We start from the raw sequence: 19,673 nt of genomic DNA, 5'->3' as shown, positions 1-19,673 counted from the left end.
TCGCACTCAAGCGACTTCCTTATCTTATCACCTAGTTACTTATTTGTCAACACTTTTTTAATTTTTTATTTTCATTAATTTGTATCAACCTAAATATCAGTAACTTTTTAAATTTGTTGGTGTCGATTAGGACAAGACTTATGATACCATTGTATCTTTAATATAAAGTATACTATATATTACTATTTTAAACAAATAACTTCCTATTACCTTATTTTTCTTCATAATACTCTATTTTTCATGTATTGATACACCTGGTTAAGTTATCTTTTTATTCTTTAATCTGCATCTAATAATCTACAACTCTCATATTAATTACTAACTAATTCATAAAAAAAATAGGATGAGATTTCATCTCATCCTATTTTCTTATTCTAAATAATCTTACTAATAATTTTAAATACAAGTTTTATTATAATTCTATATATTATTTACATAATTTTTTGAATTCGTCAGCAACGAATTGTACTTGAGTTCCAACTATAACTTGGATAGCTGTTTTACTTGGTCTGATTACCCCTGCTACACCTGCAGATTTAATAATCTTTTCATTTACTTTTGTATTATCTTTGATTTCTAAACGTAATCTTGTTACGCAGTTATCAATAGTTACAATGTTTTCTTTTCCGCCAAGTCCTTTTAAGATAGTTTCAGCTACAGCAGTGAAATTATTGTTAGCTAATTTTGCATCCATTTCTTCTGTTGTATCATCATCATCTTCTCTACCTGGAGTCTTTAAATCGAATTTAACGATCATGAATCTGAATACTACATAGTATATTACACCAAATACAAGACCTATTGGTATTAACCATAATGGATTTTGAGCCATTGGAGCCTTAAAGCTTAATACCCAGTCAACTAATCCAGCACTGAAGTTAAATCCAGCTCTTACTGGTAATATTGTACAAACAAATGCAGATACACCTGTTAATAATGCGTGTACAAAGTATAAAGCTGGTGCTAAGAACATAAATGCAAATTCTAATGGATCTGTAACCCCTGTAAAGAATGAAGATAATCCAGCTGCTAATAATAATCCTCCAGCTATCTTCTTCTTATTATCTTTAGCTGTATGATACATAGCTAAAGCTGCTGCTGGTAAACCAAACATCATTACTGGGAAGAATCCAGTCATGTACATACCAGTTTGTCCGTATACACCATTTCCTGCTTGTCCCCAGAAGTTAGCTATATCATTAATTCCAGCAACATCAAACCAGAATACAGAGTTTAATGCGTGATGTAAACCTGTAGGTATTAATAATCTGTTAAAGAATGCATATATACCTGCTCCTACTGCACCAGTAGAAATAATAGCTTCACCAAATGAAACTAATGCTCCATATACCATTGGCCATACGAAGAATAATATTAAAGCTGCAACTATTGAAGTTGCTGAAGTTACTATAGCAACACATCTCTTACCGCTGAAGAAACCTAAAGCTGGTGGTAATTTAGTGTTCTTGAACTTGTTGTAGCAAGTTGCACCAATTATCCCTGATATTATACCAGTAAATTGAGTTTGAATTTTTCCAAACGCTGCTGGTACTTCTGAAACGTCAACACCCTTAAACATAGCTACAGCACCTGGAGCTAATAAAGTAGTAATCATTAACCATGAAACAAGTCCAGCTAAACCTGATGTTCCATCGTTATCATCTGACATACCAACACCAACACCAATAGCAAATAAAATTGCCATGTTATCAATTAATGAACTACCCGCTTTTATTAAGAAAGCTGCTGCTACATTATTTGCTCCCCAACCATTTGGGTCAATCCAGTAACCTATACCCATTAAAATACTTGCAACAGGTAAACAAGCAACTGGAAGCATTAATGATTTTCCTAGTCTTTGTAAATACTTCATCATAATGAAGATCCCCCTTATTGTTTTAATTTTCAAATATAAAGCTATCCGTTAAAATACATAAGATAATTTCTGTTAATAATAAAAAAAGCCAAAAAGAATATAATATATCCTTTTCAGCTAATGCCCTTATTACGGTTGCACGCCTCATATTTGAATGCTATTTAATTTACATTTTTATTCTACTATGGTTTTTTATTCTTGTCAATATTTTTCTGTCAACGTTTTCTATATTTTTCTTAATAATATTAATACTATATTTAATATGTCCGTTTTATTATAATTTTACTTATTAGTATAAATGTTTAGTTCTAATTATTTTTATTATTGTATTTTTGTTGACATACTATTTTTCAATATATATAATTAATTTGAAACGTGTTACTGTTAAATCAGGCATAAGTTATTCTTAATTAAGATGTGCTTATGCCTTTTTATTTTATTACCTATATATTATAAAATGTGTAAACTTATTTCAGAAAGGATGTGAGTCCTGAATTATCAGGAAATATCATGGCTAATTTTTTTAAAAAGTTATTTGGTAAATCAGAAACAAAAGTAGAATCAAAAGTAGAGGCTCCAAAGAATGCATTAATCGCTGTTGCTGATGGTGATTTAATACCACTATCAGAAGTTCCAGACCCAGTTTTCGCTGGAAAAATGGCTGGAGACGGTGCTGCAATAATGGTTAAAGGAAATACTATAGTAGCTCCTGCAGACGGAGATTTATCTTTAGTTTTCGGAACTAAGCATGCATTTGCAATGACATTAGAAAATGGATTAGAAATATTAGTTCATATCGGTGTTGATACAGTAAGCTTAAATGGAGAAGGTTTCGAACAATTAGTTGAAGCTGGTACAAAAGTAAAAGCTGGAACTCCAATCATTAAAATTGATAGAGATTTCATATTAGGTAAAGGATTATCTCTTGCAACTCCAGTTTTAATAACTAATGTTGATTCTGCTAAATCAATAAATGCAGTTGAATCTGGTTCAGTTGTTGCTGGTCAAAATATAGTTGTTAATTACGAAGTTTAATAATAAAAAGAGCTAAGATTAAATTCTTAGCTCTTTTTATATAACATTTTATGAAAGTATTTTATAAAATGTTATATGATCACTCCATTTACCATTTATATATAAGTATTTTTTATTAATTCCTACCTCTTCAAAATTACATGCTAATAAAACACCTTTTGATCTCTCATTTGTTGTTAATACAGATGCTTCTATTCTATGCAAATCTAAATATTCCTTAGCATAATTTAAAACTAAATTAATAGCTTCTTTCATATAACCTTTTCCTTCATATTCTTTATCTATAGAATATCCTAATATTCCGCTCTTAAATACTCCATATACAATACTAGAAATTTTAGCTTTCCCTATAAGTTTTCCTTCTATATATATTCCTAAATCACTTCCTACTCCAGTCATAAGTTGCCTGTAACTTTCTAGTAGTATTTCTTTTTGTGTTTCATAAGTATAAAAACTACTATCCCTAACTGGTTCAAATGCTTTTAAATGCTCTTCATTTCTTATATAATATTGTAAAAGTTCTTCAGCATCATCTGGTGTAAAATTTCTAATTAATATATTTTTTCCTTGCAACTCTACAATATTATTTCTTCCTTGATTTAAATATTCATTTCTATTAATTCCAAAACTAAGCTCATCATAAAAATTTCCCTTTATAAATATATTATCTGTAAATATGGCTTCTAAAGTAAACCCAATATCTAAAAAAGCTCTTAAGTTTATATCTTCACTTACTATAAAATTAGCCTTGAAAGTATTATTATTTTTGAATATGGCCTTTAGGATTGTTTCTAATGTAATTTTTAATAATTCATAATTATCTTCCCTATAGAACTTTAATTTTATATTACACTTTTTATTTTCCTTGTCCAACTCTGTAATAGTAAATCTTCCTATAACAATTTTATTTTTATCTTTAATTATATAATCATCTAAAGTTCCCTTTATAAGCTCTATATTTACTCCCTTTTGATTGTCCATAATAACTCTCCTAAAAAAACAAATTAGTTATTTTTATTATACAAATAAATCTGTATAAAACTCAACTACGTTTACTCAAATATAGAAATATTGCTTGGAATATACTTTTAGATATTTTAATATATTTGTTTTATGTGAATTAAATATATTTAAGTATTAAAAGGTGGTGACTTCTATCTTCTCATTTAGAAAAAGTAAAGGCTTTAAGACTTTTCGTATTTTGCGTTTATTACTATGTTTTACTATAGTTGTTCTATTTATTATTGCTTCTAAATATTTTTATAAACTTAATTTTTTTTCTTCAGACATATCTAAACTTAGTATAACTTCTTCTAATGAGCTTACAAAAGAAACACTTGTAAAAGAAGTTCGAAATGTTAATAAATTAATACCTTTAGAAATTGAACTTAGTGAAACTTTAATTTTGGATAATACGTATTTTAATTTAGATATTTTTAAGAAGTCAAAAAAAATAACTTTTTTCGCCAATTGTGCATATTGTATAGACTTTTCTAATTTATCTAGTGATGATATTGAACTAAATGATATTTCCAAGGAAATATTAATTAAAATTCCTCAACCTGAAATTTTCAGTATATCTATAGATGAATCAAAAACTATTTATGATGAGCCTGAACTTGGTTTACTTAGGTTTGGTGATTTAGATTTATCTTCAGAGGACCTAAAAAAAATGAATGAAAAATTATATGATAGCTTTAGTACTAAAATGAAAGATTCAATTTTTTATGATCAAGCTATATCTAATACTCAAAGCTCCTTAGAAAAACTACTATTAAATTTAACAAATGAATATTATAAAATTACATTAATCTTATAAAAATAAAAGAATACCCCAAATATTATTTCATTCTTAGCTAAAAGCTAAAAGTGGCTTTTAAATATTAGGTGGTATTCCTTTATTTGATTAAGAGTTAATTCCAACTAAATCCTTAACTACTTCTCCTCCAATTATCATTCCAGCAACTGGTGGTACAAACGATATACTTCCTGGTGTTTGTCTTTTTTGAGATGGTACAGCTCTTCCCTTATCTGGTTTCATTGGCATTTCTTCAGAATATACTACCTTTAATTTTTTAACGCCTCTTTTTTTAAGCTCATATCTCATAACCTTAGCTAAAGGACATACTTTTGTTTTAAATACATCTGTTACTCTAAATTGTGATGGATCCATTTTATTTCCTGTTCCCATAGAACTCATAATATTTATATTATTTTTATAACAGTATTCTGCTAATGCTAATTTTGATGTTACTGTATCTATAGCATCAACAACATAATCAATATCACTTGGTATTATTTCTTCTATATTATCCGCAGTAATAAATACTTGTTTAGCTTCAACATTACAATTAGGATTTATAGAAAGTACTCTTTCCTTCATTGCTTCTACCTTTACATTTCCTACCGTAGCTTGAGTCGCATGTATCTGTCTATTTAAATTTGAAATACAAATTGTATCATTATCTACTAATATTAAATTCCCAACGCCAGCTCTCGTTAAGGCTTCAACAACAAAGCTTCCTACGCCGCCTATACCAAAAACTATTACCTTAGAGTTATGTAACTTATTTATCCCCTCTTCACCTACAAGTAATTCAGTTCTACAAAATTCATTTAAAGCCATATCTTATTCTCCTTCGTTTATTAGTATTTGAGATTATTATATATTTACCTCTCTATTAATACAAGTAATTCTATAGGTTTTCTTTGTTTTATTTTTTAATTAAATTTTCTATTAATTAATGCTACCACAGTATATAATATAGTTTAAGTAAAGTTAATAAAATTTATATATATTAATGGAGGTTTATTATGACTTTAGGGATTAATAGGCGCTATGTCTGAAGAGTTAGAAATTCTTTTAAAAGACATGGAATTAGAAAATATTCAAGAAAAGGCAAGAATGAAATTTCACAAAGGTAAGTTATGGGGACACGATGTAGTTGCTGTAGTTTGTGGTATTGGTAAAGTTAATGCTGCTATTTGTACTCAAATACTTGCATCTGAATATAATGTTTCATCAGTAATAAATGTTGGTGTTGCTGGTGGTATTGGTAAGGATATTTATCCAGGAGATGTTGTTGTTGCTGAAAATCTTGTACAATATGATATGGATACTACAGCATTTGGTGATCCAATGGGTCAAATTCCAAGATTAGATACTTTCGATTTCAAGTGTGATGAAAGATTAGTTGAAACTGCTAAAGAAGCTTGCAATGAAGCTTCTGATTTTAAAACTTTCTCTGGTAGAATAGTATCAGGAGATATGTTTGTTGCCTCAATTGATAAAATTAAATGGCTTGAAAAAGAATTTGGTGCGTTAGCTTGTGAAATGGAAGGTGCAAGCATTGCTCATGTTTGTTATTTAAATAATATACCTTTTGTTGTTATTAGATCTATATCTGATAATGCAAATAATGGTGCTCATATGGACTTTGAAAAATTCACTCCAATCGGTGTTAAAAATTCAACATTCATATTAAAATCAATGATATCAAAACTTTAATTTAGTTAATATATTATAAAATAAAAGTTAAGAACTATGAGGTACTAGATATTAAATACATTTAGTCTATTTCTCATAATTCTTAACTTTTTCTTTAACTAAGCATATGAATAAATAATCCACTTCTAGGTTTTGGTTCAAACCACGTAGACTTAGGTGGCATTATCATCCCTGCATCTGCAATATTCATAATATCTTCAATAGTTGTTGGGTACATAGAAAAGCTTACTTTCATATCGCTATCAGCTCTTTTTTCTAGCTCTTTTAATCCTCTTATTCCTCCAATAAACTCAATTCTATTAGACTTTGTTGGATCATCGATTCCAAGTATAGGAGATAATAAATTATTTTGTAGTATAGACACATCTAACCTATCAATAGGATTATTTTCATCAAAAGAATTCTTCTTAGCTTCTAGCTTATACCATACTTTATCTATATACATTCCAAATGTATGTCTTTTATTTGGTTTAACTTTTTCATTATTAATTGATTTTCTCACTATAAAATCTTTCTCTATAGCTTTAATAAACTCTTCCTTTGAAAGTCCATTTAAATCTTTTACTGTTCTATTATAATCTAATATTTCTAATTCATTATCAGGATATGCTATAGCTAAAAAATAATTAAATCCTTCTTCTCCTGTATAATTAGGATTTTCTTTTCTTCTTTTTAATGCTACTTCTATTGCTGATTTAGTTCTATGATGTCCATCTGCTATATACATATATTTTACATTAATAAATAGACTTGTTAACTTATTTATTAAGTCATTTTCATCAATAATCCACACAGTATGTCCATTTCCATCCTCTGAAATAAAATCATAAATAGGCTCTTTCTTTATACTAATATTTATTATATCTGAAATTTTTATATTTTCTCTGTAAGTTAAAAATATAGGTCCTGTGTGTGCATTACAATAATCAACATGCTTTATTCTATCTAGTTCCTTATCAGCTCTAGTTTTTTCATGTTTTTTTATTACATTATTTATACAATCATCTATTGATGCACAAATTACTAATCCAGTTTGACTCTTTTCATTCATAGTTTGCCTATAAATATAATAACACGGCTTTTTATCTTGAATATAAAATTCATTATCTATCATCTCTTTTAATACATCTCTAGATTTTTCATATACTTTTTCATCATATATATTAATATCTTCTAAAAAATTTATTTCCCCTCTATCAACATGTAAAAATGAATACTCATTATCCTTCACCATTTCACGTGCCTCTTCAGTATTCATAACATCGTAAGGTAGTGCTGCTATCTTTTTAGCTAATCCTTTAATTGGCCTATACGCTTTAAAAGGTCTTATTATAGCCATTATTTTTTCCTCCTTATTTTTCTTAAGCTTTATTTATTAAAAAAACTAAGTATTATAGTTGCAACTTCTTCTCCTATTCTATTTTGAGCTTCTTTAGTTGCTGCTCCTATATGCGGAGTTACACTTACTCTTGGATGATTGATTAATTTTTCATTTTTTGTTGGTTCTTCTGCAAAAACATCTATTCCTGCACCTGATATCTTTCCACTATCTAATGCTTCTAATAATGCTTCTTCGTCTACAACCTTTCCCCTAGCACAATTTATTATATATGCCCCTTCTTTCATCATACCTATTTCTTTTCTTCCTATAATAGAGCCTTTTGTCTTATCATATGGAACATGAAGAGAAATAAAATCTGATTTTTTTAATATTTCATCTATAGTAAAAAATTCATATGGTAATTTTTCTTGTTTTCCAAAAATGTCATTATAAATTACAACCATACCTAATGCACTAGCCTTTTTAGCTAACGCTTTACCTATTCTTCCCATGCCTATAATTCCAAGCGTCTTTCCACTTAACTCAATTCCTTCATATTTCTTTTTATTCCATTCACCTATTCTCATTGTATAGTTTGAATCTCCTAAAAATCTTGCAACTGAAAACATATGTGCAATTGCTAATTCAGCAACTGAATCTGAACTAGCATTTGGTGTGTTTTTTACTATTATCCCCAATTCATTAGCTTTAATAATATCTATATTATCAACTCCAACTCCAGCTCTTACTATTAGTTTTAAATTTCCCTTTTGGGCTTCATTTAAAATATCTGCTGTAACCTTGGTAGCTGATCTTACAACTAATACATCAAACTTTTTTATTTCCTCTTTTAATTTATCTTTGTCATAATGATTGTTTACAACTTCAATTCCTGCTAATTTCAACCTATCAATTGCCCCTTCTTGCAAGCCGTCATTAGCTAACACTCTTATCATTCATTAGCCCCCTTATCTCTTTAATTTAGCCCCAATATATCATTTATATTTTTTAACAACTCATTTACTTCTAATACTGTACAATCTGCCATATGTGCAATTCTAAACGTTTTTTCTTTTATATCTCCATACCCATTAGAAATTTGAAATCCTCTCTTTCCTAACTCTTTATTTAATTCTGCAACATTAATACCTCTAGTATTTTTTACTGTAGTTAAAGTGTTTGACAAATAACCTTCTTCAGGAAATAACTCAAAATATTTTTTTGCCCATTCTCTAACTATATTGGCCATCTCTATATGTCTTGCGAATCTATTTTCAAGTCCTTCTTCATTTAATATATAGTTTAGTTGATAATCTAATGCATACATATGTGAAATTGAAGGTGTTGATGGATATTGATAATCTTTTTTCTTAATGTATTTATATAATGCTAATAAATCCAAATAAAACCCCCTATTTTTAACTTTTTCTGCTCTTTCTTTTGCCTTATTAGAAAAAGTACATAAAGCCATTCCAGGAGGCAACCCAAGAGCCTTTTGTGTTGATGTTAAACATATATCAATTCCCCAATCATCAACTTCAATTTTTGTTCCTGCTGCTGAACTTACAGTATCAACTATGAAAACTACATCTGGATACTTTTTTATTACAGCTCCAATTTCTTTTATTGGATTCATAACACCTGTTGATGTTTCATTATGAGTTACTGCTACTAAGTCATATTTACCAGTGGACAAAACATCCTCAACTTGATTTGGTCTTATAGCTTTTCCCATTTCAACTTCAAATATATCTGCTGGTACATTATTGCAAAGCGCCATCTCATACCACCTTTTTCCGAATGCCCCAACAGAAAACACAGCAGCTCTCTTTGCTGTACAGCATCTTATAGCACCTTCCATAAGTCCACTACCTGAAGTAGTCGATAAAAGAATTTCACTATTTGTATAAAATAACTTCCTTAAATTATCACTAATCCTTCTCTGAAGCTCTGATGCTTCTTTACTCCTATGACCAATCATAGGCTTAGACATTTGAGCTAAAACTTCCTTTCTCACCTCTACAGGTCCAGGAATAAATAACTTTTTATGCATTGTATCTCCCCCAATTATTAAATTTATTTATTGCTTTTTGATATTTTACTACTTATTTACTTGTATTACAACTATTCCCATATATTTTTTTATATATTTTTTATATTTTCATACTTTTTTGATAGTTTACTTAACAATTCAGAAATCTACCTTAATTGGTAACATTATATATTTATATATTATTGTATTATTTTATTTATGTAATAATACACATAAAAAAACAAGGAGTTGTTTTTACAACTCCTTACCATTCTTCATCAAAAATTAATATAGATTCTGTTTCTCTACAATACTTTACACATTTACATTGACCTAAATGTCTTGGACATTTATAGCATAAACATCCTTTATCATCTCCATCACATGTTTTCTTTTCATATTCAGGACAATATTTGCAATTTACACCATTTCCAGCTGGCATATAACTTTCCTCCTTTAAACACTATTCCAAATTTTAACTAATACTCTAAATCTATAATTTAGTTAGTGGAAGTTACCTACTTGATAGTTTCATTAATCAAACTTATACCTTCGACAGTAGGAGAAGGCATTTCCTTAAACTTTATATAGTATAAAATTATATACCTGTATATATAATTTAACAATAAATTATATACATATTTATATTTTTACTGGGTAACTTAATATTGTAGATAAGATGATAAAATTATTTATTACTTATCTACTTAGAAAAGGGCGTAAGTGGATGTAGTACTTATGCCCTAATTTAATTTCATATAAATTTTGTAACAAATTTTTTCTGGTTATATATTATATAAATATATAGAAGCTTTCCACTGATGATGATTAATGAAATCTTCTAACTCCCGTCTATATAAAATTTTAGGGAACCTATGTTAAAAATAGGCTCCCTCTCTCATTTTATAAAAAAAATTTAAATATTATTAAAAATATAACTCCTGGTATACCTAAAAAACCTGCAATAATTGCTGTTATTGGATTAATGGTTATATAAAAATTAAAGTATGATCCTATATAATTTGTTATATATAATAAAACAACACCAACAATACCGTTAATTAATAATTTTATAGGCCATTTTAAAAGTTTTATGACTAAATACAATAATGCTAATCCTATTACCGCATAAATCATCATTTCTATACTCATATTTCACCCCATGCCATTATTTTTTTCCATTTATTCATATATTATGTATATTATATCTTGCTACTAATTATACTACCAATTATATTTTATTGCCATTATACTTCTAAAACTTGTTCTTTATATTTTTTCTTAGCAAGTGATATTAAATAATCATATCTCTTCTTTGCTGCTTCGCTTCTATAAATAGCTGCTTCTATTAGCTTAGGATCACTAACAGAATTAAACATACATTCAGCTGATTCAATTTCCATCATTACATCTTCAATCTGTTTGAGTATTTCATTATCAACTTTACCATTTGTATTATACTTAACTAACATAAAGTTTAATATATTTTTTATATTCATTTTTGCCTCCTAAAACTTTTTTCTATATTCTTTCCATTTTTTTGAAAATGTATTCTACTTTTATTTATTCAAATTAATTAACATATATTCTTGATTTAATTATTTTTTTATTTTTTAACAATATTTTAATATTTTTTCAATTTATGACTTAATATTATTTATTTGGTATAATACCTAAAATAATAGTAATTATTTTAGGAGGTGTTTTTTTGAGCATACGTATAATTGCAGACAGTACTTGTTATTTGCCAAGCGAATACATAAATAAGTATAAAATTTCTATAGTTTCATTAAACGTATTATTAAATGGTGTTAGCTATAGAGAAACTGACGTATCTAATAAATGGTTTTATGAAGAAATGGCTAAATCATCTGAAATACCTAAATCTTCTCAACCCAGTATTGAAGACGTTTATAGTTGTATGGAAGAGCTAGTTAAGGATGGTCATGATGTTGTTGGAATTTTTCTTTCATCAGATATGAGTGGCACTTTTTCAACTTCTAATTTAGTTAAAGAAATGATTTTAGAAGCCTATCCTAATGCTAATATCGTCTGTTTAGATTCTAGAAGTAACTGTATGCAAGCAGGATTTGCAGTGTTAGAGGCTGCTAAAGCTGCTAGTTCTGGAAAATCTTTAGATGAAGTTGTAGATATCGCTAACAACGTAATAAATAATAGTAAATTTATATTTGTACCAGACACTTTAGAATATTTAAAAAAAGGTGGTAGAATAGGTGGAGCTGCTGCTTTATTTGGTTCTTTACTTCAAATAAGACCTATTCTTACTGTTGAGGATGGTAAAACTACGGTATTTACTAAAGTAAGAACAAAGAAAAAATCAATTGATAAAATAGTTTTAACTATTTTAGAACAAAATAAAAAATCCCCTATTAAGGGATTAATAAGTTCATCATATAAATTGTGAAAACGAAGGTTTAGAATTGGCAAATAGATTAAAGACTGAACTTAATTTACCTGAAGTAAAAGTTCAATCTATAGGTCCTATAATAGGATTACACGTTGGTCCTGGAAGTATAGGTGTAGCATATCACTATTAAAATTATTAGTATATAAATAAAGTCGGCTTATTCCGACTTTATTTATACAATTTTAAAAACCTCATTAAAAGTTTTTACATTATCTACTAATCTAAATCTCTTTTCTACCTTCTAAAGCTTTTGATAAAGTTACCTCATCTGCATATTCTAGATCACCACCAACTGGAAGTCCTGATGCTATTCTTGTAACCTTTACTTCTAATGGTTTAAGTATTCTAGATATATACATTGCCGTTGCTTCTCCCTCGACATTAGGATTTGTTGCTATTATAACTTCTTTTATATCTGCGCTCATTCTTGCAACCAATTCTCTTATTTTAATATCTTGAGGGCCTCTACCTTGCATTGGAGAAAGATTTCCATGAAGAACATGATATACACCATTAAATTCTTTAACCTTTTCCATAGTCATAATATCTTTAGGTTGCTCAACAACACAAATAACAGATTTATCTCTATTTGGATTTCCACAAATTGAACAAGGGTCTTTATCTGTAAAATTTCCACAAACTGAGCAATATTTTATTGTACCTCTTGCTTTTACTAAAGCTGTAGCAAATTCTTTTACTTCATCTTCTGGTAAATTTAAAATATGCAGTGTAAGCCTTTGTGCAGTTTTTTGACCTATGCTTGGCAACTTAGCAAACTCTTCAATTAACTTTTCTATAGCCACAGGATAAAAATCCATAAAACTTCTCCTCTCTATAAGTAATAATATATTTTTTTATTATCACCTAATTTATCTATTTATGTTTGTGTATATATAAATACAATATTCTTACTAATATTTAAGGCATACAAGAGTTAAACTCTGTATGCCTAATATATATTAAAACATTCCTGGTATATTTAATCCACCAGTTAATTTACCCATTTTATTTGAAGTTTCTTCGTCAGCTTTCTTTAATGCTTCATTAACTGCACTTAGCACTAAATCTTCTAACATTTCAACATCATCTGGATCAACAACTTCTTCTTTAATATATAGCTAAAACTTCTTTCTTTCCATTAACTTTAACTACTACAGCACCACCACCAACTGAAGCCTCAAATTCTTTGCTTTCAATTTCTTTTTGTGCTTGTTCCATATCCTTTTGAAGCTTTTGTGCTTGCTTCATTAGATTATTTAAATTTCCTCCCCCAAATCCTCCTGGGAATCCACCTCTTGCCATAAAAAGTCCTCCTTATCATAAATGAAATCTATTTTTAATTATATAGTATTTTTTTATAATTTACTAGAATAAAGTAAATCTGTTATTGTTTATACTAATTATTGTTTGTTTATGTTAAACATATTATGATATTTTAATAAATAAGTTTACTCATCAATAAATTCTATATCTTCACCTAATTGTTCCTTTAATACTTCTTCAGTACTTTTTTCTCTATCTTCACCTGAATCTATAATAAAATTAACTTTTATATTATCTTGGAATACTTCTGAAAATACTTCATGTATTATAGTTCTATTTTTAGTTTCACTTAACCTATTTTTAGCAAACTCATTTTGATCATCAAATTGAATATTTACTACTCCATTAGAACAAGAAATAGGTCGACCAAGTCCAATTAATGAACTTATAATCATTTCCCTTCTAGCCTTAAATCTTTCTAAAATATCTCTCCAAGCTTTTTGTACATCATTTATAGATATTTTAGAATTAGAATTTCCCTGAATTCTTTCATTTATATTAGTTTCTAGTTGTTTATTCTTATTTATATTATTAGAAACTACTTTCTTACTTATCTCACCAGAATCAGCCACTGCAGTGCTAGTAACCTTTATACTTCCATTTCTTAAGCTTTCCTCTAGCTTATTCAATCTAGTTAACATAACTTCACTTGAAGTGTCATACTCTATTTTACACATTTTTATTATTGCTAATTCTAAGTACAATCTTGCTTGTTTACTTAATTTTGCATTATTTTCAGCATCCTGAAGCACTCTTATGCATCTCATTATTTCTTCTGCCCTTAATCTAGCCGCTTGCTCTTTAATAAGTGCAATATTTTCTTCAGACATGTCTAACACTTCTTCAGGATTGTTTGTAACCTTTGCCATAAGTAAGTTTCTATAATGTGCAATAAGATCTTTTATAAATAAATAAATATCTTTTCCTGAATATATTACTTCTTCTATTATTTCAATACATTTTTCAACACTTCTTTTAATTACTGAATTAGTTAAAGTAAATAAATACTCATTAGTAACTAGTCCTAACATACTCACTACAGTTTGATAATTTACATTACCATTTCCCATAGATATAGCTTGATCTAATATACTTAAAGAATCTCTCATAGCTCCATCTGAAACTCTAGCTATTAAACTTAAGCTTTTTTCATCTGCTAATACATTTTGTTCATCTACTATCCTTCTAAGTCTTGCAGTAATTTCACTATTATTTATTCTTTTAAAGTCAAATCTTTGACATCTTGATAATATTGTAATAGGTAATTTTTGAGGATCTGTAGTAGCCAAAATAAATATTACATTGTTAGGTGGCTCTTCTAAAGTCTTTAAGAATGCATTAACAGCACCTGCTGAAAGCATATGGACCTCATCCATTATATAAACCTTGTATCTTGCTTCTTGAGGAGGATATTTAACATCATCAATTATATCTCTAATTTTATCTACACCATTATTTGAAGCAGCATCTAATTCTGTTACGTCTATAGCTAAACCCTTCATTAATTTTTCTGCACATTTCACATTCATTACAAGGTTCACCATCTTTTAAATCTAAACAATTTAAAGCTTTTGCAAAAAATTTAGCTGTTGATGTTTTACCTGTACCTCTAGTTCCACAGAACAAATAAGCATGAGCTATTCTATTGTTTAAAATCTGATTTTTTAATGTAGTTGTAATATGTTCTTGACCTACAACATCATTAAAAGTCCTCGGTCTCCATTCTCTATATAGAGCTGTATATGCCAATACATCCCCCTCTTTCTTATGTATTTACCTATTTTTATTATACCCAAATTATATTAATAGATAAAGATTTTTCCCCCTTAGAGTTATTTTAATATATTTTTCCACTAGCTCTCCCTCTTTTCCAGTTGATTTGTATATTTATTAGTCTTTTATGCATGCACTTATTGTGTTTTTTCTGAACTTGATTTTTACCCCTTTCTTATTTGTTAATTATTTAACCATATTTTCAACGTGACATCTTTCAACATTGTTATTTATTTAACTTATTATTATTTATTATATTTTTAATATTTTTAGATATATAAGTCTAATTTTGTAGTAAAATATTTATTATATATTCTATTAGGAGGGAACAATATGAGTCTTTATGACAAAAAATATTTAAGTATTATAGAAGACATTTTAGAAAACGGATATTATGACAATAACAGAACTGGTATGCCAACTTACAAGCTTCCACATCAAATAATGCAATTTAACTTAGAAAAGGAATTTCCTATTCTAACAACTAAATTTGTTGCATTTAAAACAGCTGTTAAAGAAATGCTATGGATTTATAGAGATCAATCTAACGATGTAACTAAATTACAAGAGCAAAATGTACGTATTTGGGATGAATGGGTTGATGAAAATAATACTATTGGACGTGGTTATGGTTATCAAATAGCTAAATTCCATCAAATTGATAAACTTATTGAAACTTTAAAGACTAACCCACAAGATAGAAGAATGCTTATGACTATGTGGAATATAGAAGATTTACCTCATATGACATTGCAACCTTGTTGCTTCATGACTATGTGGGATGTTACAGATGGCAAATTAAATTGTATGCTTATCCAACGTAGTGGAGACATGCCATTAGGTGTACCATTTAATACATCACAATATGCAGTGCTAGTTCATTTAATTGCACAAGTAACAGGACTTAAACCTGGTCTATTTACTCATGTAATTAACAATGCACATATATACGAAAACCAAATCGAAGGAATGAAACTTCAATTAACTAGAGCAAATGAAGAATACGAAGCTCCAAAACTTTGGATTAACCCTGAAATAACTAATTTTTATGATTTTACAGCTGATGATATAAAACTTATAGATTATAAATATCATCCTTCAATAAAAATGGAGGTTTCTGTTTAAATGCTAGCTATCATAGTCGCTATGGATGAAAATAATGTTATAGGCGGAGATAACAAACTTTTATGGCATATTCCTGAGGATTTAAAAAGATTTAAAGAAATTACTTCTGGTCATACAATAATTATGGGCCGAAAGACCTTTGAATCTTTACCTGGGGTTTTACCTAATCGTAAACACGTTATAATTACACGCGATAATAACTATACTGTGGATAATCCTAACGTAGAAGTTATCCACAATATATCCGAAGTTATCAACAAGTATTCAAAAACCTCTGAACTGGCTTTTATCATAGGTGGAGGTGAAATTTACAAACAACTTATCCACAGTGTGGATAAAATGTTTTTAACAAAAGTTTTTTCACAATTTAAAGGTGACACTACTTTTCCACAGATAAATTATGATGATTTCTCTCTATTACCTTTGAATCAGAAATACTTACATGTGAAAAAAATGGTTTAAAATATCAATTCATCGATTTAGCAAAAAAATAAAATATTTATTCTAAAGTAAAAAAGTCGGCATTGCCGACTTTTTTACTTTTATTTATTTACTATTAGATTATAATCGAAAATTTTATCCAATGCTTCCTCTAACTTTTCCCATTCTAACTATCCATTCATTTAATATTTTAAGCTCTTCAGTTTTATTCTTAATTATATCTTCTTCCGAACCTATTAAATGCATAATTATAGGTCTTGTTGTCTTTAGAAGAGTGTGATAAAAATCATTATCACTCATAATCTCATAATCTAAACCTAAATCCAATATTTCATTTACATACTTCATATCTTCTTTATACTCTTGTCTTGCTGCCTCATCTATTATTTTCTTAGAAACCCCTGCATTTGCAAATTTAGCTGCAAAACCTAAATCTTCTCTAAGCATAGGATAGAATTCTATTAATTTATCTATTCCTTCTTGACCAAACTTATCTTTTATTTCTTTAAGCCCTCTACCCATTCCTAAAAGCTCTGGTGGGATACCTAAAGTATACATTGCACCAGTAAATGAAATAGCTCTAGGAACAGCATATTCAGTTGAATTATCTATACTTAATATTTCCTCTTTTAACTTTTCATCACTAACTAAATTAGCTATATTATCTAAATTAGCAACTTCCCTACTATATTCTAATCCAGTCTTTGCTTTAGTTAATCTATCTCTATTTTTAGGAATAAAATCAGATACAAACGAAACCGTATTAATTACTTTTAAGAACGTCGTTAAATAATGTTTAGATAATATCCCTATAAATTCTCGCATTAATGCAATATCTTCTTCTGAAAATCTTCTTGGTTTATATAAATCTACCTTTTCTCTTAACTCACTAGCTGCCTTTTTAGTTTCTTCTTTTCCATGATCATATCTTAATGCTGATTGGAAAGTAAAAGTTTTTACCCCTGCATATGTTTCTAATATTTTATCTATATTATTTCCTGTAAAATGTCCTCTAAAAGGAAGTGATCCACATCCTAATATTGGTGCAACCTCTACCCCATGTTCTTCTCCCCATTTGTATGCTTTATCTATAGCCATAACAACAGAAAGAACTCCAGATATTAACCCATAAGACATAGCTGTATCTGAACGGGCAATCATAAATCTTAAATAATCTATATTATGTCCTTTTTCTTTTGATACATGATAAAATTCATCTAATATAGTTTCAACATTAACTAATGCCGGAACATCCTCTATTAAAGGTATTATTCTAACACTATTTTCTTCAAACTTAACAGGATAATTCTTATTTCCAAGCTCTATAACAGAATTAACCCTTTCTTGAAATTCTAAGATTTCTTGACCTGTTTCTACCATAGGAACTACAACCTCTCTTATTGCTTGTTCCTGTGTTAATTGATAAGCTTGTGCATTAGTTTCTACTATAGACATTATACTCATTAACTGTCTAAATACAGATTCCTTATTTGCATTTGGTATTCTTGGTGTAATTCTAACATCTCTTCCTGGTATAACACCTTTAGCAATTAATCCTAAAGCAACTTGTGATGTTTGGTGATATGGTGTTAATTTCCCCTCAAAATCTATCATTATCTCATCAATTCCTAAGCCACCTTGGTCTTGAGGTAATAACCCATCTATAGCCTCCTGTGGTTCCTGTTGAATAGATATGTACTGTTCCACATTATCCGGATGTTGTGTCATCATAGAATTTGGAAAACTTCTCATTTTATTAGCCCCCTTTTAAATTTATGAAATTCATATTTTTATTATATTTCATTTTTGCATTAGTTTACAATACTTTTATTTAAAAAATGCAATTTTTATTTTTTTTACTTGCACTAAAGTTTGGTGTAATTATTTTTCTTTTTTCTAACATATAAAATAAAGTTTGCTCTACCTTCCTTTTTATGTATATATTTATACTATTTACGTATTATTTTTTCTATTTTTTATTTTTAATTCGTATTTTTATCGCATATTTATTTTTAATTAATTTGTATCAAATAACATAATTATTCCTTTTTAGTAGTCCTCTTATTCATCATTAATTGATAAAATAAAAAAGGATAGAAAAATAGGGATATTTCTAATGAAATTTCCCTATTTTTCTGTCCTATTGTTTTTTGTCCTATATTGTTAATCCTATTGAAGAGTAACCAAATTTAATAATTTTTTAAAATTATGACTTTAAGATATTTCACTTATCATCACTATTATTTTTCCTTAAAATGCTTAAACATTAAAAAAGCCTTTCTTTCTAAAGAAAGGATATTTTAAAACCGTGCACCTCACTTCGACAGTAATTTATAAGCGTTACCTATGTAGTTAACTCAGGCAAGATTTATCCACATCACACGCAGGGGCTGCTTATCGCTGCTTCCTTCCAGACCTGACGAGGTTCACAGTCTTACGTCGTGTGGGACCCAACCCTCAACATCACTTGCATAGGGCAGACCAAACAAATTAAAGCCTAGGTGAGGAATTCAATCCCGCTGTAGCGGATTGCAGGTTACAGGGCACCGCTGACTCCCCATCTAGCACGGCTATGGCGGAGAGAGTGGGATTTGAACCCACGATAGAGTTTCCCCTATACACGCGTTCCAGGCGTGCTCCTTCGACCACTCGGACATCTCTCCTTATGCTACATCAAAAAAATAAATATAATTTAAAATATATTATCTTTTGATACTTTCTCATTCTAACATAAATATTATTGTAGTTCAATAGAAAGATTTTCTTTAGCTATATCAAAAAAGATTGAAGTTAATATAACTTCAATCTTTT

16 protein-coding genes, 1 tRNA gene, 1 other RNA gene and 3 pseudogenes are annotated in these 19,673 nt (G+C 28.5%); 6 read left to right on the top strand and 15 right to left on the bottom strand.

Annotated features, from left to right (window positions below; genetic code table 11):
- Positions 1-427 precede the first annotated feature (427 nt).
- The gene (gene nagE, locus HMPREF0216_RS01365; RefSeq protein ID WP_005210270.1) at positions 428-1,876 is read right to left on the bottom strand and encodes an N-acetylglucosamine-specific PTS transporter subunit IIBC; all 1,449 of its coding nucleotides are present in this window, start codon (positions 1,874-1,876) and stop codon (positions 428-430) included.
- 510 nt (positions 1,877-2,386) lie between these two features.
- Here nagE and HMPREF0216_RS01360 point away from each other — a divergent pair.
- On the top strand, positions 2,387-2,911 hold the full coding sequence (locus HMPREF0216_RS01360; protein ID WP_040418476.1) for a PTS sugar transporter subunit IIA: 525 nt from the start codon (positions 2,387-2,389) through the stop codon (positions 2,909-2,911).
- A 48-nt stretch (positions 2,912-2,959) separates the two neighbouring features.
- Here HMPREF0216_RS01360 and HMPREF0216_RS01355 read toward each other — a convergent pair whose 3' ends face one another.
- On the bottom strand, positions 2,960-3,892 hold the full coding sequence (locus tag HMPREF0216_RS01355; protein WP_005210266.1) for a GNAT family N-acetyltransferase: 933 nt from the start codon (positions 3,890-3,892) through the stop codon (positions 2,960-2,962).
- 220 nt (positions 3,893-4,112) lie between these two features.
- Here HMPREF0216_RS01355 and HMPREF0216_RS01350 point away from each other — a divergent pair, with 220 nt between their 5' ends.
- Complete coding sequence (locus HMPREF0216_RS01350; RefSeq protein WP_051040638.1) at positions 4,113-4,730, top strand: DUF4230 domain-containing protein; 618 nt, start codon at positions 4,113-4,115, stop codon at positions 4,728-4,730.
- An 87-nt stretch (positions 4,731-4,817) separates the two neighbouring features.
- On the opposite strand, the gene HMPREF0216_RS01345 is transcribed toward HMPREF0216_RS01350, so the two are convergent.
- Entirely contained in the window at positions 4,818-5,537 is a 720-nt protein-coding gene (locus tag HMPREF0216_RS01345) for a tRNA threonylcarbamoyladenosine dehydratase (protein WP_005210264.1), read from the bottom strand.
- Positions 5,538-5,741: 204 nt separating this feature from the next.
- Between HMPREF0216_RS01345 and HMPREF0216_RS01340 the strand changes: the two genes are divergently transcribed.
- The gene (locus HMPREF0216_RS01340) at positions 5,742-6,419 is read left to right on the top strand and encodes a 5'-methylthioadenosine/adenosylhomocysteine nucleosidase (protein ID WP_341349457.1); all 678 of its coding nucleotides are present in this window, start codon (positions 5,742-5,744) and stop codon (positions 6,417-6,419) included.
- A gap of 94 nt (positions 6,420-6,513) precedes the next feature.
- On the opposite strand, the gene HMPREF0216_RS01335 is transcribed toward HMPREF0216_RS01340, so the two are convergent.
- From HMPREF0216_RS01335 to HMPREF0216_RS01310, 6 genes are all read right to left on the bottom strand, one after another.
- Positions 6,514-7,758 carry a DUF1015 domain-containing protein gene (locus tag HMPREF0216_RS01335; protein WP_005210262.1) on the bottom strand — a complete coding sequence of 415 codons (1,245 nt, stop codon included), beginning with the start codon at positions 7,756-7,758 and terminating at the stop codon, positions 6,514-6,516.
- Between the two features lie 29 nt (positions 7,759-7,787).
- The gene (locus tag HMPREF0216_RS01330; RefSeq protein ID WP_005210261.1) at positions 7,788-8,696 is read right to left on the bottom strand and encodes a D-2-hydroxyacid dehydrogenase; all 909 of its coding nucleotides are present in this window, start codon (positions 8,694-8,696) and stop codon (positions 7,788-7,790) included.
- A gap of 20 nt (positions 8,697-8,716) precedes the next feature.
- Positions 8,717-9,793 carry a pyridoxal-phosphate-dependent aminotransferase family protein gene (locus HMPREF0216_RS01325; protein ID WP_005210260.1) on the bottom strand — a complete coding sequence of 359 codons (1,077 nt, stop codon included), beginning with the start codon at positions 9,791-9,793 and terminating at the stop codon, positions 8,717-8,719.
- Positions 9,794-10,037: 244 nt separating this feature from the next.
- Entirely contained in the window at positions 10,038-10,214 is a 177-nt protein-coding gene (locus tag HMPREF0216_RS17275) for a hypothetical protein (protein WP_005210258.1), read from the bottom strand.
- Positions 10,215-10,675: 461 nt separating this feature from the next.
- Positions 10,676-10,924 (bottom strand): pro-sigmaK processing inhibitor BofA family protein, encoded by a 249-nt coding sequence (locus HMPREF0216_RS01315; protein ID WP_005210255.1) that lies wholly within the window; start codon positions 10,922-10,924, stop codon positions 10,676-10,678.
- A 95-nt stretch (positions 10,925-11,019) separates the two neighbouring features.
- Positions 11,020-11,271 carry a DUF2508 family protein gene (locus HMPREF0216_RS01310; protein ID WP_005210253.1) on the bottom strand — a complete coding sequence of 84 codons (252 nt, stop codon included), beginning with the start codon at positions 11,269-11,271 and terminating at the stop codon, positions 11,020-11,022.
- A gap of 209 nt (positions 11,272-11,480) precedes the next feature.
- Between HMPREF0216_RS01310 and HMPREF0216_RS01305 the strand changes: the two are divergent.
- Positions 11,481-12,330, top strand: a pseudogene (locus tag HMPREF0216_RS01305) (DegV family protein).
- 91 nt (positions 12,331-12,421) lie between these two features.
- Here the strand turns inward: HMPREF0216_RS01305 and recR are convergent.
- The 3 genes and pseudogenes from recR to dnaX all read right to left on the bottom strand — a co-directional run bounded on the left by recR (position 12,422) and on the right by dnaX (position 15,272).
- Positions 12,422-13,018, bottom strand: coding sequence for a recombination mediator RecR (gene recR, locus HMPREF0216_RS01300; RefSeq protein ID WP_005210247.1), 597 nt, complete (start codon positions 13,016-13,018; stop codon positions 12,422-12,424).
- Positions 13,019-13,159: 141 nt separating this feature from the next.
- A pseudogene (locus HMPREF0216_RS01295) lies at positions 13,160-13,502 on the bottom strand (YbaB/EbfC family nucleoid-associated protein).
- A 146-nt stretch (positions 13,503-13,648) separates the two neighbouring features.
- A pseudogene (gene dnaX, locus HMPREF0216_RS01290) lies at positions 13,649-15,272 on the bottom strand (DNA polymerase III subunit gamma/tau).
- 357 nt (positions 15,273-15,629) lie between these two features.
- Between dnaX and HMPREF0216_RS01285 the strand changes: the two are divergent.
- Both HMPREF0216_RS01285 and HMPREF0216_RS01280 read left to right on the top strand, forming a co-directional pair.
- A complete protein-coding gene (locus tag HMPREF0216_RS01285) occupies positions 15,630-16,421 on the top strand; it encodes a thymidylate synthase (RefSeq protein ID WP_005210234.1) in 792 nt (263 codons plus the stop codon).
- Positions 16,422-16,883, top strand: coding sequence for a dihydrofolate reductase (locus tag HMPREF0216_RS01280; RefSeq protein WP_005210232.1), 462 nt, complete (start codon positions 16,422-16,424; stop codon positions 16,881-16,883).
- A 114-nt stretch (positions 16,884-16,997) separates the two neighbouring features.
- Here the strand turns inward: HMPREF0216_RS01280 and ppcA are convergent, their stop codons facing one another.
- From ppcA to HMPREF0216_RS01270, 3 genes are all read right to left on the bottom strand, one after another.
- Complete coding sequence (ppcA, locus tag HMPREF0216_RS01275; RefSeq protein ID WP_005210230.1) at positions 16,998-18,614, bottom strand: phosphoenolpyruvate carboxylase; 1,617 nt, start codon at positions 18,612-18,614, stop codon at positions 16,998-17,000.
- Positions 18,615-19,168: 554 nt separating this feature from the next.
- Positions 19,169-19,432: signal recognition particle sRNA large type (gene ffs, locus HMPREF0216_RS16630), an RNA gene on the bottom strand.
- Positions 19,433-19,435: 3 nt separating this feature from the next.
- Positions 19,436-19,525 (bottom strand) — tRNA-Ser (locus HMPREF0216_RS01270).
- Between the last annotated feature and the right edge of the window lie 148 nt (positions 19,526-19,673).

This window comes from Clostridium celatum DSM 1785 (assembly GCF_000320405.1).
Classification (GTDB): domain Bacteria; phylum Bacillota; class Clostridia; order Clostridiales; family Clostridiaceae; genus Clostridium; species Clostridium celatum.
Note: the sequence above shows the minus strand (reverse complement) of the source record. Positions and strands in the feature narration are given on the sequence as shown.

Coding starts and splice junctions, on each gene's coding strand:
- HMPREF0216_RS01315 (WP_005210255.1), bottom strand. CDS start 10,924: ATGAGTATAGAAATGATGATTTATGCGGTAATAGGATTAGCATTATTG.
- HMPREF0216_RS01325 (WP_005210260.1), bottom strand. CDS start 9,793: ATGCATAAAAAGTTATTTATTCCTGGACCTGTAGAGGTGAGAAAGGAA.
- HMPREF0216_RS01310 (WP_005210253.1), bottom strand. CDS start 11,271: ATGAATATAAAAAATATATTAAACTTTATGTTAGTTAAGTATAATACA.
- HMPREF0216_RS01280 (WP_005210232.1), top strand. CDS start 16,422: ATGCTAGCTATCATAGTCGCTATGGATGAAAATAATGTTATAGGCGGA.
- HMPREF0216_RS01330 (WP_005210261.1), bottom strand. CDS start 8,696: ATGATAAGAGTGTTAGCTAATGACGGCTTGCAAGAAGGGGCAATTGAT.
- ppcA (WP_005210230.1), bottom strand. CDS start 18,614: ATGAGAAGTTTTCCAAATTCTATGATGACACAACATCCGGATAATGTG.
- HMPREF0216_RS01285 (WP_005210234.1), top strand. CDS start 15,630: ATGAGTCTTTATGACAAAAAATATTTAAGTATTATAGAAGACATTTTA.
- HMPREF0216_RS01335 (WP_005210262.1), bottom strand. CDS start 7,758: ATGGCTATAATAAGACCTTTTAAAGCGTATAGGCCAATTAAAGGATTA.
- HMPREF0216_RS01355 (WP_005210266.1), bottom strand. CDS start 3,892: ATGGACAATCAAAAGGGAGTAAATATAGAGCTTATAAAGGGAACTTTA.
- recR (WP_005210247.1), bottom strand. CDS start 13,018: ATGGATTTTTATCCTGTGGCTATAGAAAAGTTAATTGAAGAGTTTGCT.
- HMPREF0216_RS17275 (WP_005210258.1), bottom strand. CDS start 10,214: ATGCCAGCTGGAAATGGTGTAAATTGCAAATATTGTCCTGAATATGAA.
- HMPREF0216_RS01345 (WP_005210264.1), bottom strand. CDS start 5,537: ATGGCTTTAAATGAATTTTGTAGAACTGAATTACTTGTAGGTGAAGAG.
- nagE (WP_005210270.1), bottom strand. CDS start 1,876: ATGATGAAGTATTTACAAAGACTAGGAAAATCATTAATGCTTCCAGTT.
- HMPREF0216_RS01360 (WP_040418476.1), top strand. CDS start 2,387: ATGGCTAATTTTTTTAAAAAGTTATTTGGTAAATCAGAAACAAAAGTA.